The 13,714-nt window shown below is 72.3% G+C and carries 11 protein-coding genes; 7 read left to right on the top strand and 4 right to left on the bottom strand.

Annotated elements, in window-relative coordinates; all coding sequences use genetic code 11:
* Window positions 1–32 precede the first annotated feature (32 nt).
* Both ACFY4B_RS17120 and ACFY4B_RS17115 read left to right on the top strand, forming a co-directional pair.
* Entirely contained in the window at window positions 33–1,784 is a 1,752-nt protein-coding gene (locus ACFY4B_RS17120; protein WP_387968482.1) for an alpha/beta hydrolase, read from the top strand.
* Window positions 1,781–2,410 (top strand): hypothetical protein, encoded by a 630-nt coding sequence (locus ACFY4B_RS17115; protein WP_387968480.1) that lies wholly within the window; start codon window positions 1,781–1,783, stop codon window positions 2,408–2,410. The genes ACFY4B_RS17120 and ACFY4B_RS17115 overlap by 4 nt, the downstream gene beginning before the upstream one ends.
* A gap of 12 nt (window positions 2,411–2,422) precedes the next feature.
* Here ACFY4B_RS17115 and ACFY4B_RS17110 read toward each other — a convergent pair whose 3' ends face one another.
* Window positions 2,423–3,355 carry a hypothetical protein gene (locus ACFY4B_RS17110; protein WP_049658495.1) on the bottom strand — a complete coding sequence of 311 codons (933 nt, stop codon included), beginning with the start codon at window positions 3,353–3,355 and terminating at the stop codon, window positions 2,423–2,425.
* Window positions 3,356–3,640: 285 nt separating this feature from the next.
* Between ACFY4B_RS17110 and ACFY4B_RS17105 the strand changes: the two genes are divergently transcribed.
* The 3 genes from ACFY4B_RS17105 (at window position 3,641) to ACFY4B_RS17095 (ending at window position 6,217) form a co-directional block, all read left to right on the top strand.
* Window positions 3,641–4,363 (top strand): papain-like cysteine protease family protein, encoded by a 723-nt coding sequence (locus ACFY4B_RS17105; protein ID WP_387968478.1) that lies wholly within the window; start codon window positions 3,641–3,643, stop codon window positions 4,361–4,363.
* 8 nt (window positions 4,364–4,371) lie between these two features.
* Window positions 4,372–5,292, top strand: coding sequence for a hypothetical protein (locus ACFY4B_RS17100; protein WP_387968476.1), 921 nt, complete (start codon window positions 4,372–4,374; stop codon window positions 5,290–5,292).
* Between the two features lie 283 nt (window positions 5,293–5,575).
* The gene (locus tag ACFY4B_RS17095) at window positions 5,576–6,217 is read left to right on the top strand and encodes a hypothetical protein (RefSeq protein ID WP_074001321.1); all 642 of its coding nucleotides are present in this window, start codon (window positions 5,576–5,578) and stop codon (window positions 6,215–6,217) included.
* A gap of 90 nt (window positions 6,218–6,307) precedes the next feature.
* Here ACFY4B_RS17095 and ACFY4B_RS17090 read toward each other — a convergent pair whose 3' ends face one another.
* Window positions 6,308–6,982, bottom strand: a complete 675-nt coding sequence (locus ACFY4B_RS17090; RefSeq protein WP_049659028.1) for a hemolysin III family protein — start codon at window positions 6,980–6,982, stop codon at window positions 6,308–6,310.
* 284 nt (window positions 6,983–7,266) lie between these two features.
* On the opposite strand from ACFY4B_RS17090, the gene ACFY4B_RS17085 reads away from it, so the two are divergent.
* Complete coding sequence (locus tag ACFY4B_RS17085; protein ID WP_049659026.1) at window positions 7,267–9,093, top strand: phosphoenolpyruvate carboxykinase (GTP); 1,827 nt, start codon at window positions 7,267–7,269, stop codon at window positions 9,091–9,093.
* Window positions 9,094–9,271: 178 nt separating this feature from the next.
* Here the strand turns inward: ACFY4B_RS17085 and ACFY4B_RS17080 are convergent, their stop codons facing one another.
* Window positions 9,272–10,486, bottom strand: a complete 1,215-nt coding sequence (locus ACFY4B_RS17080) for a pyridoxal phosphate-dependent aminotransferase (RefSeq protein WP_074001322.1) — start codon at window positions 10,484–10,486, stop codon at window positions 9,272–9,274.
* Between the two features lie 259 nt (window positions 10,487–10,745).
* On the opposite strand from ACFY4B_RS17080, the gene ACFY4B_RS17075 reads away from it, so the two are divergent.
* On the top strand, window positions 10,746–11,465 hold the full coding sequence (locus ACFY4B_RS17075; RefSeq protein WP_079271861.1) for a hypothetical protein: 720 nt from the start codon (window positions 10,746–10,748) through the stop codon (window positions 11,463–11,465).
* Window positions 11,466–11,707: 242 nt separating this feature from the next.
* Here ACFY4B_RS17075 and ACFY4B_RS17070 read toward each other — a convergent pair whose 3' ends face one another.
* On the bottom strand, window positions 11,708–13,321 hold the full coding sequence (locus tag ACFY4B_RS17070) for a chitinase (RefSeq protein ID WP_380737570.1): 1,614 nt from the start codon (window positions 13,319–13,321) through the stop codon (window positions 11,708–11,710).
* Window positions 13,322–13,714: the final 393 nt, after the last annotated feature.

The following is a 13,714-nucleotide window of genomic DNA, read 5'->3' as shown; positions in this document are numbered from 1 at the left end:
TATGGTAGCGGTGAGTATCGGGGGGAGCACTCATGGCTGATCCGGATCAGCGGGCCGGCGCGGGCCGACTCGACTTCGCGAGCCTGAAGAACGCCAGACCGGGGGACCTCCACGCGGCCGGCGACGCGTACGACGCACTCCACAAGGCGTTCGCGCAGCACACCGCCGACTGGAAGCGCGGCACCACCGACCGGGTCCACGGGTCGGGTTGGAGCGGACCGGCCGCCGACGCCGCGATCCCCTCACTGGACGGCACGACCACCCAACTGCACGCCGCCGAAACCGAACTGGCCGCACTCGGCCAGACCCTGCGGGACTACGCCGACCTCTTCGGACTCGCCCAGTCGAAACTCCGGCAGGCCGTCGTCGACGCCGGCGCCAAGGGCCTGACCGTCAGCGACAACGGCACGGTGAGCTGGCCCGCGCCCACCGGCCCGGTGGACGCGAACTGGGAGACCAAGCAGAAGGCGGCGGCCGAGGAGATCGCCAAGCGGATCACCGCCGCCCTCACCGAGGCCGGGACGGCCGACCAGACCCTCGCCGGGCTGCTCAGGGGCTTCACCCAGCACGCCACCAGCAAGTCGGGCCTGACCCTCGCGGTCGCCGAGGCCGACCAGCGGACGGCGAACGGGTCGGGCGCCCCGTACCTGAGGGACATGCCGGCCGTGGGAGCGCCGCCCACCGAGGTCAACAGCTGGTGGAACGGCCTCGACCCGGCGGGCCGGCAGTGGTTCATCGACCACCACCCGGAGAAGGTCGGGAACCTGGACGGGATCCCGGCGGACGTGCGGGACCAGGTCAACCGGAGCTACCTGACAAACCGGCTGCGCGAGCTCCGTGAGAAGAAGGACCGGACGAAGGAAGAGCAGGCGGAGCTTGCGAAGCTCGTGCCCGTCTGGGAGCGCCTCAAGCAGGACGCCGCGGCGAATGACGGTCGACCGCGCACCTATCTGCTCGGCATCGGCACTGAGGGCCAGGGCCGCGCGATCCTCTCCTTCGGGAACCCCGACACCGCCACCGACATCTCCGCCTACGTGCCCGGGATCACCACAACCCCGGACTCGCTCGGCCCGGCGGGGCCGGGCAAGCCCGGTACCAACGAGGCGGAGAACGCGCTGAACGTCTGGCGGGAGGCGAACAAGAAGGTCAAGCCCGGCGGTTCGGTGGCCTCCATCGTCTGGCTCGGTTACGACCCACCGGACATGGACCTCAAGGCAACCACTCCCGAGCGGGCGTTGGCCGGCGCACCCGACTACGCGAGGTTCGTCAGTGGGCTCCGGGCTGCCAACAGCAGTGGTCAGAACCCGCACATCACCTCGATGGGCCACAGCTACGGTTCGCTCCTCGTCGGCCAGGCCACGAAGCTGGCCGCCCATCAAGGGAATTACACGCTGCCGGACGACGTGGTGATCATCGGGAGCCCCGGCGTCGGGGTGAAGCACGCCTCGGACCTCGGGATGCCCGCAGGTCATGTGTGGGCGGGTGCGGCCGGCGACGACCCGGTCACCCAGATCCCCTCGCCGACCGCGGCGGCGGTGCCCTGGCCCTTCGGCGGCTTGGTCGGGGCGGACCCGCACGACCTCTACTACGGGAGGGATCCGGCGAGCGGCTCCTTCGGGGCCAAGCGCTTCACCGTCGACGGCTGGAGCCAGTGGTGGAGCTGGGGGGACTTCGGCATGCACACCAAGTACCTGGCTCCGGAGACCGGTGGTCCTTCGCTGGGCAACGTCGCCGCGATCATCGCGGGCAACCCTGACGACGTTCATCTGACAGGGGGACGATGAAGCCCCGGTGGAAGGTGCTCGGCGCGGTGGTGCTGTCGTTCGTCGTCGCGGTGGTCGGTGGCTGGGCGCTGTTCTTGAACGGTTACGGGCCGTTGGCACTGGCCGGCCGGTCGGACTGGGTGAGGACGGGCCAGGCGAAGGACCGGGTCGACCGCGCGCTGCGCGTGACCATGGACGGGATCACGCCCGCCCTCAGCTATGCGGGGGCCGACTTCGAGGTGCTGAGGAAACCCGATCTCTGGGACGGCGAGCCGAGCATGGGGTCGGATCTGACCGAGATCGTGGTCGTTCGGACCGTGGTCTCGCAGGCGAAGCTTCCGGCGCTGATGGACCAGGTGGCGCAGGCCTGGAAGGGCCTCGGAAACAGGGTGGTCGAACGGTCGAAGCCCGCTGACGGGATCCAGGGCATGGACGGGATGGGGAACGCGGACGGTGAGACGTACCTGACGTTCCTCGCGAAGCCGCAGCAGGACTCGACGTACCGGGTGAAGTTCCTGGTGGGGACTGCCGGGGTGCTGTACCAGCCGGCCCACGAGTACAAGCCCCTCCCCCCGCTGGGCCGTGCGCCGTACGACGCCGACGGCTATGTGATCGACCCCGTCGACGACCCGTACTGGTCGCACTGACCCCCACCCCCCTCACTCCCAGTCCCACCGGATCCCCAGGAGGCACGGCCGTACCGCCGTCGCCACCAGGTGGACGCAGTGGTGCCCGTCGAGGGTGAGTTCCTCGGTCTCGTACGGGGCGGCGCCCGGTGAGTGCAGTGCGAAGCGGTGGCAGCGGACGGGGAGGGCGGCGGGGTGGAAGGTGACCTGGAGGACGTACTGGCCGGCGCCGGAGTTGAAGCCGCGGACGTATTCGCAGCTGGGGTCGGGGGAGGGGGCGTCGTCGAAGCCGTAGCCGAGCAGGTGGGTGTCGCCGGCGCGTAGGCGGCGGTCGAGGAGGAGTTCGGCGGCGAGCAGGTGGTGGGCCTGGTCGCGGCGGATGCGGCCGGGGCGGCAGTTCTCCTCGGCGCGGACGCCGACGCGGGTGATGTCGCTGCCCGGGTCGCCCTGGTAGAGGGCGAGGTAGCGGTCGATACCGTCGCGGTGGGCGCGCAGGGCGTGCTGGGAGTCGCGGCGGGCGAGTTGGCGGTCGGGGCCGACGCGGATGCGTTCGATGTGGGTGATGGTGTGCAGTCCGGTGTCGCGCGGGCCGGCGAGGGTGGCGAGCAGGTCGTCGACGGCGACGGCGGGGGAGATGAGGTCGCGGTAGGGGCGGACGGGCGGGCCGGCGGGGGCGGGGCCGGCGGCGCGGCGGGGGCCGAGCAGCCGGGTGAGGGAGTGTTCGGGCAGGTCGAGGACCTCTTCCAGGGCGGCGACGGCGCGCAGTGACTCGGTGCGTTCGGGGCGGCGGCGGCCCTGCTGCCAGTAACTGAGGCTGGTGAGGCCGACGGTGACGCCGCGCAGGGCGAGGTGGCGGCGGATGCGGTGGAGGGCGAGGCCCCGGGCGGAGATCGCGGTGCGCAGGGCGAGGTGGAAGGGGCCGGTGCGCAGGGCGGCGGCGAGGTCGGCTGGGTCGCTCTTGTGGATGGCGGCCTCCTGGGGGACGGGCGGACCGGCGTGCGGGCGGCTCGGGACGGAGCGGCGTTTGACCGTGAATATTCACATCGGTGCGGTGGTTTGTCACCGGTCCGGGCCTGCTGCGCGGTGGTTCTCCGGGCGCCGTTCACATCCGCGTCCGCCCGTTCACACCTCGGTCCGGGCCCCGCGGACGGCCGTTGACCTGTCCCTGACGAGGCGCGATGCTCGGGGCGCGATCCGGACCGCGCCCCCACACAGCACCTCGCTCCACTCGTGCAAGGAGGCTTTCCCGCCATGCCAGTTCCACGAATACGGCTGCGCCGCGCGGTCTCGCTGCTCGCCCTCGGCGTGCTGGGCCCGGCGCTCACCGCCGCGGTGGCGGCGCCCGCGATCGCCGCCCCGGCCGGGCAGCAGGCCCAGTACCAGGACCAGGACCAGGACCGGACCCAGGCCCAGACTCAGGCCGAGGCCCAGGACCGGGCCGCGCACCAGGTCCGCCAGGCCGCCGCGCCCGGCAGCACGGCCGACCTGGCCGGCACCTTCAAGAAGCTCAACATCACCATGCAGCAGCAACAGCAGACCAACTGGTGCTGGGCGGCGAGCGGGAACACCATCGCCACCTGGTTCGGCTACAACTACAGCCAGAACCAGTTCTGCAACGCCGCGTTCGGCCGCTCCGCCAACTCCAGCTGCCCCAACAGCCAGGCCACGCTGGGCGACGTGCAGAACGGGCTGAACTGGGTCGGCATCAACCCGGGCTCGTACGTCAACGGGTACCTGAACTACGGCACCGTGCAGTCCGAGGTGAACGCGGACCGCCCGATCGAGACGCGCATCCAGTGGAGTTCGGGCGGCGGCCACATGCACGTCCTGTACGGCTACGACACGTCGAGCAACTGGGTCTACTGGGGCGATCCGTGGCCCTCCAACTACCGCTACAACTGGGCGGACTACGGGTACTACGTGAACAACAACACGTTCTCGTGGACCCACTCCCTGTACCGGATCGGCGCGTGAGGGCGGCCATGACCGAGACCAAGAGCCGCCGTCGGGCCGCCACCGCGACCGCCACCGCCCTGCTCGCCGCCGGCCTCGCGCTGGCGCTCGCCCCGGCCGCGCACGCGGACTCCCCGTCCGCCCCGGCCCCGGTGCCCGCCGCCGAGCTGGCGCAGGCCCGCGGCGCGGTCCAGGACCCGGCCGTCCTCGACAAGGTCGGCCACTTCTTCGCCCGCAAGGGCGTCCCGCCGACCCGGCAGCTGACCATCGGCGCCGCCGAGGAGGCCCGGGCGGCGGGCGAGGCCGCGCCGCGGCTGGTCGGCGACACCGTGCCGGTGTACGTCCTGGACCCCGGCTTCGTGGCCGGTACCCCCGGCGCACCGGTGGCGACGCCGGAGTTCACCGCCAGCAAGGTGGTCGCGGCGGACGGGCAGAGCGCCTCGGTCTGGACCGTCCGGCAGGGCGACGGCTGGAAGGTGGTGAACATCGCCTCGGGCGGTGACGAGAGCGACTACGCGGCGAAGGCGGCGGGCAGCGGCGGTGGCACCGCCTTCCGCGAGCCGCAGGTCAACGCCTGGTACGTGCTGCGTGACGGCCGGGTGCTGCCGCTGGACGACGAGGCGCGGCGCTCGGTGGGCGCGGGCGGGGTCACGCTGGCCGCGTACCAGCAGCTGGTGCACCAGCGGTACGGGGACAAGCTGCCCGGCTCGGCGTACGACCGGGCGGGCAAGGGCGGCGGCTACGAGGCGGACGCCGCGCCGGAACTCGCGGCCGCGCCGCGGTCCGGGACGGCACCGCAGCCCGGGGAGGGCCCGCAACTCGCGGTCGCACCGCGACCCGCGGGCGGCGGTTCGGCACTGCCGGCCGTGACGGCGGCGGCCGCCCTGGGGGCCACCGCCCTGGTGGGCGCGGGTGCCGTGCTGCGGCGGAGGGGCGTCCGCCGCGGCTGACGGCGGGCGGGGTCGCGAGAGGTTCACCGAGGCGCTCGGCCGGGTTCTCCCGGCCGGGCGCCTTGCCGTGGTCACGTTCCGTGATGTGTCCTGGAAGTGCTGCTTCCGCACAAGGAATTGACGCAACGTTGATCTGTCGTTCGCCGCCTGGGGGCGGTTGGCCATGACTGACGGTAGATACGATGTGGCAATCGGTCAGTGCTGGCCGACGCGTGCCGAGAGCGGAGAAGAGGTGGGGCGGCGGGAGCCGACCACGAGCCCGGCACCGGGAAAGGGGACCGAGGTGGCCGACGCGGACGACAAGCAGATGAGCTCCCAGGTGTGGGGCTCGGCGGTGGTGGTGGGCTCTGCGCTGGCCGTGGTGGCGGCCTATCTGATCAAGGGTGCCCCACTGGTCCTGGCGGTCGCCGGGGTGGAGACCCTGCTGCTGATGGTCTACGTCGCCCGCCGCTGGCGCGCGATGCGCGGCGGGCCGGCCCCGGTGCGGCACCGTCCGCGCCGCGGCATCCCGGACGCCGCGCACTGCGAGCGCTGCCGCCGGGCCCGCGAGGCGCTGGACGCCCGGCAGGCGCGGGGCCGTGCGGTCGGCGCGGTGCGGTGGCCCGAGCCCGAGGCGCTCCCGGCGCCGGCCTGGCCGCCGCGCGAGCCCCACCGGGAGTCGCACGGGGAGCAGCACCACGCGCACGGCGGGCAGCAGCACCACGGGTACGGCGAGCAGCACCACGCGCACGGGCCGCTGCAGGATCCGGGCCCGCAGCCGGAGGCCGGCGCGGCCGACCACGCGGCCTACCCGCGCCGCCCGCAGCTCCGGGCCCCGTACGAGCGGCCCTGGACGGCGGAACGGGCGGCCGTCCGGTCCGTGGACCGTTCGACCGCCCGTCGGGGTGCGCCGGGATCGACCGGCCGTGCCGTACGCCACCAGTGATCACCCGACCGTGCCGTACGCCACCGGTGGCCGACCGGCCGTGGCGTACGGCACCGGTGTTCACCCGGCCATGGCGTACGGCACCGGTGGTCACCCGGTGGTGCTGTAGGCCACCAGCGAGACGCCGACGTACTGGACGATGAACGCCCCCAGGGTGAAGGCGTGGAACACCTCGTGGAACCCGAACCAGCGCGGTGAGGGGTTGGGCCGCTTGAGCCCGTACACCACGCCGCCGATGCTGTAGAGCACCCCGCCGACGATCATCAGCACCAGGACGGCGACCCCGCCGGCGCGCAGGAAGTCCGGCAGGAAGAAGGCGGCGGCCCAGCCCAGCGCGAGGTACACCGGTGTGTACAGCCAGCGCGGCGCGCCGACCCAGAACACCCGGAACGCGATCCCGGCCAGCGCGCCGCCCCAGGCCACCCAGAGCAGGACCTGCTGGTCGGCGCCCTTGAGCAGCAGCATGGTGAACGGCGTGTAGGTGCCCGCGATGATCAGGAAGATGTTCGCGTGGTCCAGCCGGCGCAGCACGGCGTCCCCGCGCGGCCCCCAGTTGAAGCGGTGGTACACCGCGCTGACCCCGAACAGCAGCCAGGCGCTGACCGAGTAGATCGCGCAGGCGATCTTGGCGGGGGTGGAGTCGGCCAGGCAGATCAGCACGATCCCGGCGGCCACCGTGGCGGGGAACATTCCGGCGTGCAGCCAGCCGCGCCACTTCGGCTTGCTCTCCGTGAGTGCACTCTCCGCGAGCGCAGCAGCAGTCATGCGCAGCATGCTACCCGTTACCTACGGCTCCGTAGGTTACTCACGCGTAGGAAGTGGCGATCGTCACTCTTAGACGTTTTGGAGTATTTGGAGTGTGGCGCCGCGCACTCCGTCGCGGGGTCGGTCGGCATGTTACCGATGAGTAATCATACTGGCTGTAGTAAAGGGTGCGTCAATTTCGACGCTTCGCCGCGTTCCGGCCTTGAGTCCGGAGCTACGCTGCAAGCACCCTCAGACCCCCGCGACGCCATCTCCACGCCGAGATGGCGTGAAACGGAGCGATCGTGTCGTACGAGATCTCTGCTCTCAGCGCATCCGCGCCCACCCGCCACAAGCAGCTGCTCGCTTGGGTGAGCGAGATCGCCGAGCTCACCCAGCCGGACCGCATCGAGTGGTGCGACGGTTCCGACGAGGAGTACCAGCGCCTCGCGGACCTGCTGGTGGCGCAGGGCACCTTCAAGAAGCTCAACGAGGAGAAGCGCCCCAACTCCTACTACGCCGCCTCGGACCCGTCCGACGTGGCGCGCGTGGAGGACCGCACCTTCATCTGCTCCGAGCAGGAGAAGGACGCCGGACCGACCAACCACTGGAAGGCCCCCGCCGAGATGCGGGAGATCTTCCAGGGCGAGCAGGGCCTCTTCCGCGGCGCGATGAAGGGCCGCACGATGTACGTCGTGCCCTTCTCGATGGGCCCGGTCGGTTCCCCGCTGGCCGCGTACGGCGTCGAGATCACCGACTCCGCCTACGTCGCCGTCTCCATGCGCGTGATGACCCGCATGGGTCAGGCCGTGCTGGACCAGCTCGGCGAGGACGGCGACTTCGTCAAGGCCGTGCACACCGTCGGCGCCCCGCTCGCCGAGGGCCAGGCGGACGTGCCGTGGCCGTGCAACAGCACCAAGTTCATCTCGCACTTCCCGGAGACCAAGGAGATCTGGTCCTTCGGCTCGGGCTACGGCGGCAACGCCCTGCTCGGCAAGAAGTGCTACGCGCTGCGCATCGCCTCGACCATGGCCCGCGACGAGGGCTGGCTGGCCGAGCACATGCTCATCCTGAAGCTCACCCCGCCGAGCGGCGAGGTCAAGTACGTCGCGGCGGCCTTCCCCTCGGCCTGCGGCAAGACCAACCTGGCCATGCTCCAGCCGACCGTCCCGGGCTGGAAGGTCGAGACGATCGGCGACGACATCGCCTGGATGCGTTTCGGCGCCGACGGCCGCCTGTACGCCATCAACCCCGAGGCCGGCTTCTTCGGCGTCGCCCCCGGCACCGGCGTGGACACCAACGCCAACGCCATCGAGACGCTCTGGGGCAACACCGTCTTCACCAACGTCGCCCTCACCGACGACGGCGACGTGTGGTGGGAGGGCCTCACCGATGAGCCCCCGGCGCACCTGACCGACTGGCGCGGCAACGACTGGACCCCCGAGTCCGGCACCCCGGCCGCCCACCCGAACGCCCGCTTCGCCGTCCCGGCCGCGCAGTGCCCGACCATCGCCCCGGAGTGGGAGGACCAGGCGGGCGTGCCGATCTCGGCGATCCTGTTCGGCGGCCGCCGCGCCACCGCCGTCCCGCTGGTGACCGAGTCCTTCGACTGGCAGCACGGCGTCTTCCTGGGCGCCAACATCGCCTCCGAGAAGACCGCCGCCGCCGAGGGCACCGTCGGCGAGCTGCGCCGCGACCCGTTCGCGATGCTGCCGTTCTGCGGCTACAACATGGGCGACTACTTCGCCCACTGGCTGAAGGTCGGCGCCCAGGCGGACGCCGCCAAGCTGCCGAAGATCTACTACGTCAACTGGTTCCGCAAGGACGCCGAGGGCAAGTTCGTCTGGCCCGGCTACGGCGAGAACAGCCGCGTGCTCAAGTGGATCGTCGAGCGCCTGGAGGGCACCGGCGAGGGCGTCGAGACCCCGATCGGCGTGCTGCCGACCGTCGAGGGCTTCGACCTCGGCGACCTGGACCTCTCCAAGGAGGACCTCGACCTGCTCTTCACCGTGGACGCCGACATCTGGCGCCAGGAGGCCGCGCTCGTGCCGGCCCACCTGGAGACCTTCGGCGACCACACCCCGAAGGAGCTGTGGGACGAGTACCGGAACCTCGTCGCGCGCCTCGGCTGAGCCTGAGCCTCAGCCGCGGTAGCGGCGGGCGCGCGGCACGAACCGCGCGCCCCGCCGAGCGGCAGGACGGCCGGAGTTCCGCCGGGCGATTTTCCCCCGACCAAGGAGATCGCCCGGGCCGGAACTCCGGCCGTAGTGTTTTCCCGGGAGCCGTCCCGGGTGTCGTCGGGCCCGGTGGCTACGGCTGGACGTAGCCGCTCAGGAAGTCGCCGATCCGGGTCACCGCGTCGGTGATCTCCTCCGGCCGGGGCAGCGTGACCAGCCGGAAGTGGTCCGGCTCGGGCCAGTTGAAGCCGGTGCCCTGGACCAGCAGGATGCGCTGGGAGCGCAGCAGGTCGAGCACCATCCGGGCGTCGTCCTTGATCTTGTGGACCTTGGGGTCCAGCCGGGGGAAGGCGTACAGCGCGCCCTTGGGCTTGACGCAGCTGACCCCGGGGATGTCGTTGAGCAGCTTGTACGCGGCGTCGCGCGAGGCGTGCAGCCGGCCGCCGGGCAGCACCAGGTCGCGGATCGACTGCCGCCCGCCGAGCGCGGCGGCCACCGCGTGCTGGGCCGGCATGTTGGCGCAGAGCCGCATCGAGGCGAGCACGGTCAGGCCCTCGATGTAGCTGCGGGCCCGGTGCCGGTCGCCGGACAGCACCATCCAGCCGGAGCGGAAGCCCGCGACCCGGTACGCCTTGGACAGCCCGTTGAAGGTGACGCAGAAGAGGTCCGGGGCCAGGGTGGCCAGCGGGACGTGCTCGGCGTCGTCGTAGAGGATCTTGTCGTAGATCTCGTCCGCGTAGACCACCAGGTCGTGCCGGCGGGCGATCTCGGCGATGCCCTCCAGCACCTCGCGCGGGTAGACCGCGCCGGTCGGGTTGTTCGGGTTGATCACCACGATGGCCCTGGTGCGGTCGGTGACCTTGGCCTCGATGTCGGCGAGGTCCGGGTACCACTCGGACTGCTCGTCGCAGCGGTAGTGCACGGCGGTGCCGCCGGCCAGCGAGACCGAGGCGGTCCACAGCGGGTAGTCCGGGGCCGGGACGAGCACCTCGTCGCCGTCGTCCAGCAGCGCGGTCATGGCCAGCTGGATCAGTTCGGAGACGCCGTTGCCGAGGAAGACGTCGTCGACGGAGAGGCCGTGCAGCCCGCGGTCCTCGTAGTGCATGACCACCGCGCGGCGGGCGGAGAGCAGGCCCTTGGAGTCGCCGTAGCCGTGCGCGGTGGCGAGGTTGCGCAGGATGTCCTGGAGGATCTCCGGGGGCGCCTCGAAACCGAAGGTGGCCGGGTTGCCGGTGTTGAGCTTGAGGATGCGGTGGCCCTGTTCCTCCAGCCGCATCGCCTCGTCGAGTACCGGTCCGCGGATGTCGTAGCAGACATTGGCGAGCTTGCTGGACTGGATGACCTGCATGTCCGCCTACTTTAGGGGTACGGAGCGGCCGTGCGGCGGGTCTCCGCGGGGGTGCTTCGGAGGGTCGGAACGGCCCCCTTGGATCGGCAGGCAGGGGCGGCGGGCGGCCTTGTGAACCGGCAGTCGAATGTCCGGAATGCTCCTGTATGCGAGGAGCGCCGCCGCACCGTTCCATGGAAGCGAGACGGACGGCACACGCCCGGCGCGGGAGGATGTGGCCGGTCGTGTCGGTCGTGTCGGTCGAGGAGGGGGTGCGCCGGTGGTCCCGGTCGTGGTCGCGGCGGTTCTGGTCGGTCTCCTGGCGGCTCCGCCGCTGCGCGGGCGGATCGCCCGCTTCGCGGTGCCGGAGGGCGAGCCCTGGTGCGAGGCCTGCCCGTCCTGCGGGCGCGCGGTGCGGCTGCTGCCGCCGACCGGGCGCTGCCCGGGCTGCCGGGAGCGGCTGGGCGCCGGCCCCTGGACGGTGGAGGCGGTCGCGGCGGCGGTCGCCGTCGCGGTGGCGTACGCGGCGGACCGCCTGGTGGTGGTGACCCTGGCCCTGGGCTGGGCGGCGGCGCTCGGCGTGGCGCTCGGCTTCGTCGACGCGCGGGTGCGCCGGCTGCCGTACGGGCTGACCGTGCCGCTGCTCGGCGGGGTGGCGGCGCTGCTGCTGGTCGCGGCGCAGGCCGAGCGGGACCCGGGTGCGCTGCTGCGCTGCCTGCTGGTCGCGCTGGCGGTCGGGGGCGTCCTCGAACTGGCCGTCTGGCTGGGCGCGTTGGGCCCCGGGGATTCTCCGCTCGGGCTCGCCCTGGGCGGGCTGCTCGGCTGGTTCGGCTGGTCGGTGGCGCTCGGCGGGCTGTTCGCCGCGATGGTGCTCGCCGGGCTGTGGGGCACCCTGCGGGCCGCCGCCGCGCTGGCCCGCCGCCGCCCGGTGCGCGGGCTCGACCTCCCGGTCGGCCCGTTCCTGCTGCTCGGCGCGCTCACCGCGGTCCTGGCGCGGTGAGCGGAGCCGTACCAGGCGACGACCGGGAGCCGCCCCGGCCTCCGGTCCACCCCGCTCCCGGCTCCCGGGGGACCCCGCCACCGCCCCCGCCGGACCCCGTCCCTAATAGAGGGGACAGGGGAAACGGAAGGGCCCGCCGTACCGGTCGGTACGACGGGCCCCGCCGCCGACGCGCAGGCCCCACCCTCAAGGAGCGGCGCGCCGGGGGAGTTGGGCTCTAGGGGGTCACGGCCTCCCGGCCGTCACGGCATCTTGTGGACGAACGGGCCGACCGTGTTGGAGAACGCGTTGCCGTTGTTGGCGTCCCAGTTGGTCGACCAGGTCATCGCGCCGCGGATGGTCGGCCACTTGGCTGGCGGCACGAAGCTGCCGCAGTTGTTACCGGTGGCCAGGCAGTCCAGCGCGTTGTTCACCACGGTCGGCGAGACGTAGCCGCCGCCCGCCGCCCGGCTGGAGGCCGGGACGCCGATGCCCACCTGGTCCGGCCGCAGGCCGCCCTGGATCTGGGTGCAGACCTGCGCGGTGATGAAGTCGATGGTGCCCTGGTTGTAGACCTTGCCGTCGCAGCCGTTCATGCCGCCCGAGTTGTAGAACTGGGTGTTGACGACGGTGAGGATGTCCTTGGTCTTCAGCGCCAGCTGGAAGTAGGCGCCGGAGGTGTTGTACATCCCGATGGTCTCGGGGGCCATGGTCAGGACGAAGCCGGGGCCGACCTTGGCCTGCAGGGCGTGCAGCGCGTCGCCGAGCGGGCCGGCCTGGACGCCGTTCTCCAGATCGACGTCGATGCCGTCGAAGCCGTAGTCCTTGATGATCGCGTAGGCGCTGTTGGTGAAGTTGGCGCCGGCGGTGGCGTCCCCGACGGTGATCGCGCCGTTCTGGCCGCCGATGGAGAGGATGACCTTCTTGCCGGCCGCCTGCTTGGCCTTGACGTCGGCGCGGAACTGGGCGTCGGTGTAGCCGCCGAGGGCCTTGGACAGGCCCGGGTCCAGGGTGAAGCTGATCGCGCCGGTCCTGGTCGGCACGGCATCGGCGAAGGACACCGCGATGATGTCGTACGCGCTCTGGACGTCGCTCAGCCGCTGCGCGGTCGAGCCGTTGTCGAAGTTCTGCCAGTAGCCGGTGACCGCGTGGGCGGGCAGGCCGGTGACCGGCGGGGTGGTGCTGGTCGGCGTGGCGGTGGGGGTCGCCGTCGGGGTCTGGGTGGGCGTCCCGGTGGGGGTCGGGGTCGCCGTCTGGGTGGGCGTCGCGGTGGCCGTGGGGGAGGCGGTGGCCGTCGGCGTCGGGGTCGGCGTGGGGGTCGCGGTCGGCGACGGGGTGCCGGTGCCGCCGGGGCCGACCAGTGCGACGTCGTCGGCGAGGTAGGCGCTCTGGCCGTACCAGCCGTGCAGGTAGACGGTGACGCTGGTGGCGTTCGCCCCGGTGGTGAAGGTGGTGGACAGCTGGTTCCAACTGTTCTGGTTCGACCACGCGGACGGGTCGGTGCCGCCGGTGCCGCGCGCGCCGAGGTAGACGTACGGGCCCTGGACCCACGCGCTCAGCGTGTAGCTGGTGTTGGGCAGCACGCTGATGGTCTGGGCGCACTCGGCGGTGTCGCCGGCGCCCGGGGTGGCCTGGAGCGCGCCGGTGCCGGAGTGGACCGGGGAGGACACCGTGGTCGCGGCGCCGGTGCAGGTCCAGCCGCCGAGCCCGCCGTCGAAGCCGCCGTTGGCGACCAGGTTGCCGACCGCCGCGCTGGCACCGCCGGCGAAGAGGGCGAGGCCGCCGCCGGCCAGGGCGAGGGCGGTGGCGCCGGCCGCGACGGCCGGGAGGGGGCTGCGCCGGCGCTTGTGCGAAGGCTGGTTCAGCGTACGGGCCATGGGGTGACGCTCCTGGGGGAGGAGCGGCCGCCGCGGTGGGGGGCGCGGCGGCCGCGTGTGGGGGAGGGGAGGTCCGAAGTGAGCCTGCGGGGCGGAGCAGGAGGATCGTTCCGTCCCGGATCAAAAGCTGGACTAGACCATTGCTGGTCGTCAAGCATCGGAAGAACGGCTTACGGTTCCGTTAAGGATTCGGAGACCGTTCCGTGTCCGCGCCCCGGAGGCCCCGCAGCGGCCCCGCGGAGGCCCCGCCACCCGTCCGGAGGACCCCCGACACGCCCGTCGGGACAGACTTCGTACAGGACCGTGACCAGACCGCTACCTGCGGCTTTACTGTGCACCTGCGCGCCGGAGTAGGCTGCGCCGGGGGCGGAGACGCACCAGTTGCAACGAGCA

It is taken from the genome of Kitasatospora sp. NPDC001261 (genome assembly GCF_042896795.1).
Lineage (GTDB): Bacteria > Actinomycetota > Actinomycetes > Streptomycetales > Streptomycetaceae > Kitasatospora.
This window is presented reverse-complemented; position numbering and strand designations above follow the sequence as displayed.

Coding starts and splice junctions, on each gene's coding strand:
- ACFY4B_RS17115 (WP_387968480.1), top strand. CDS start 1,781: ATGAAGCCCCGGTGGAAGGTGCTCGGCGCGGTGGTGCTGTCGTTCGTC.
- ACFY4B_RS17080 (WP_074001322.1), bottom strand. CDS start 10,486: ATGCAGGTCATCCAGTCCAGCAAGCTCGCCAATGTCTGCTACGACATC.
- ACFY4B_RS17100 (WP_387968476.1), top strand. CDS start 4,372: ATGACCGAGACCAAGAGCCGCCGTCGGGCCGCCACCGCGACCGCCACC.
- ACFY4B_RS17090 (WP_049659028.1), bottom strand. CDS start 6,982: ATGACTGCTGCTGCGCTCGCGGAGAGTGCACTCACGGAGAGCAAGCCG.
- ACFY4B_RS17120 (WP_387968482.1), top strand. CDS start 33: ATGGCTGATCCGGATCAGCGGGCCGGCGCGGGCCGACTCGACTTCGCG.
- ACFY4B_RS17105 (WP_387968478.1), top strand. CDS start 3,641: ATGCCAGTTCCACGAATACGGCTGCGCCGCGCGGTCTCGCTGCTCGCC.
- ACFY4B_RS17070 (WP_380737570.1), bottom strand. CDS start 13,321: ATGGCCCGTACGCTGAACCAGCCTTCGCACAAGCGCCGGCGCAGCCCC.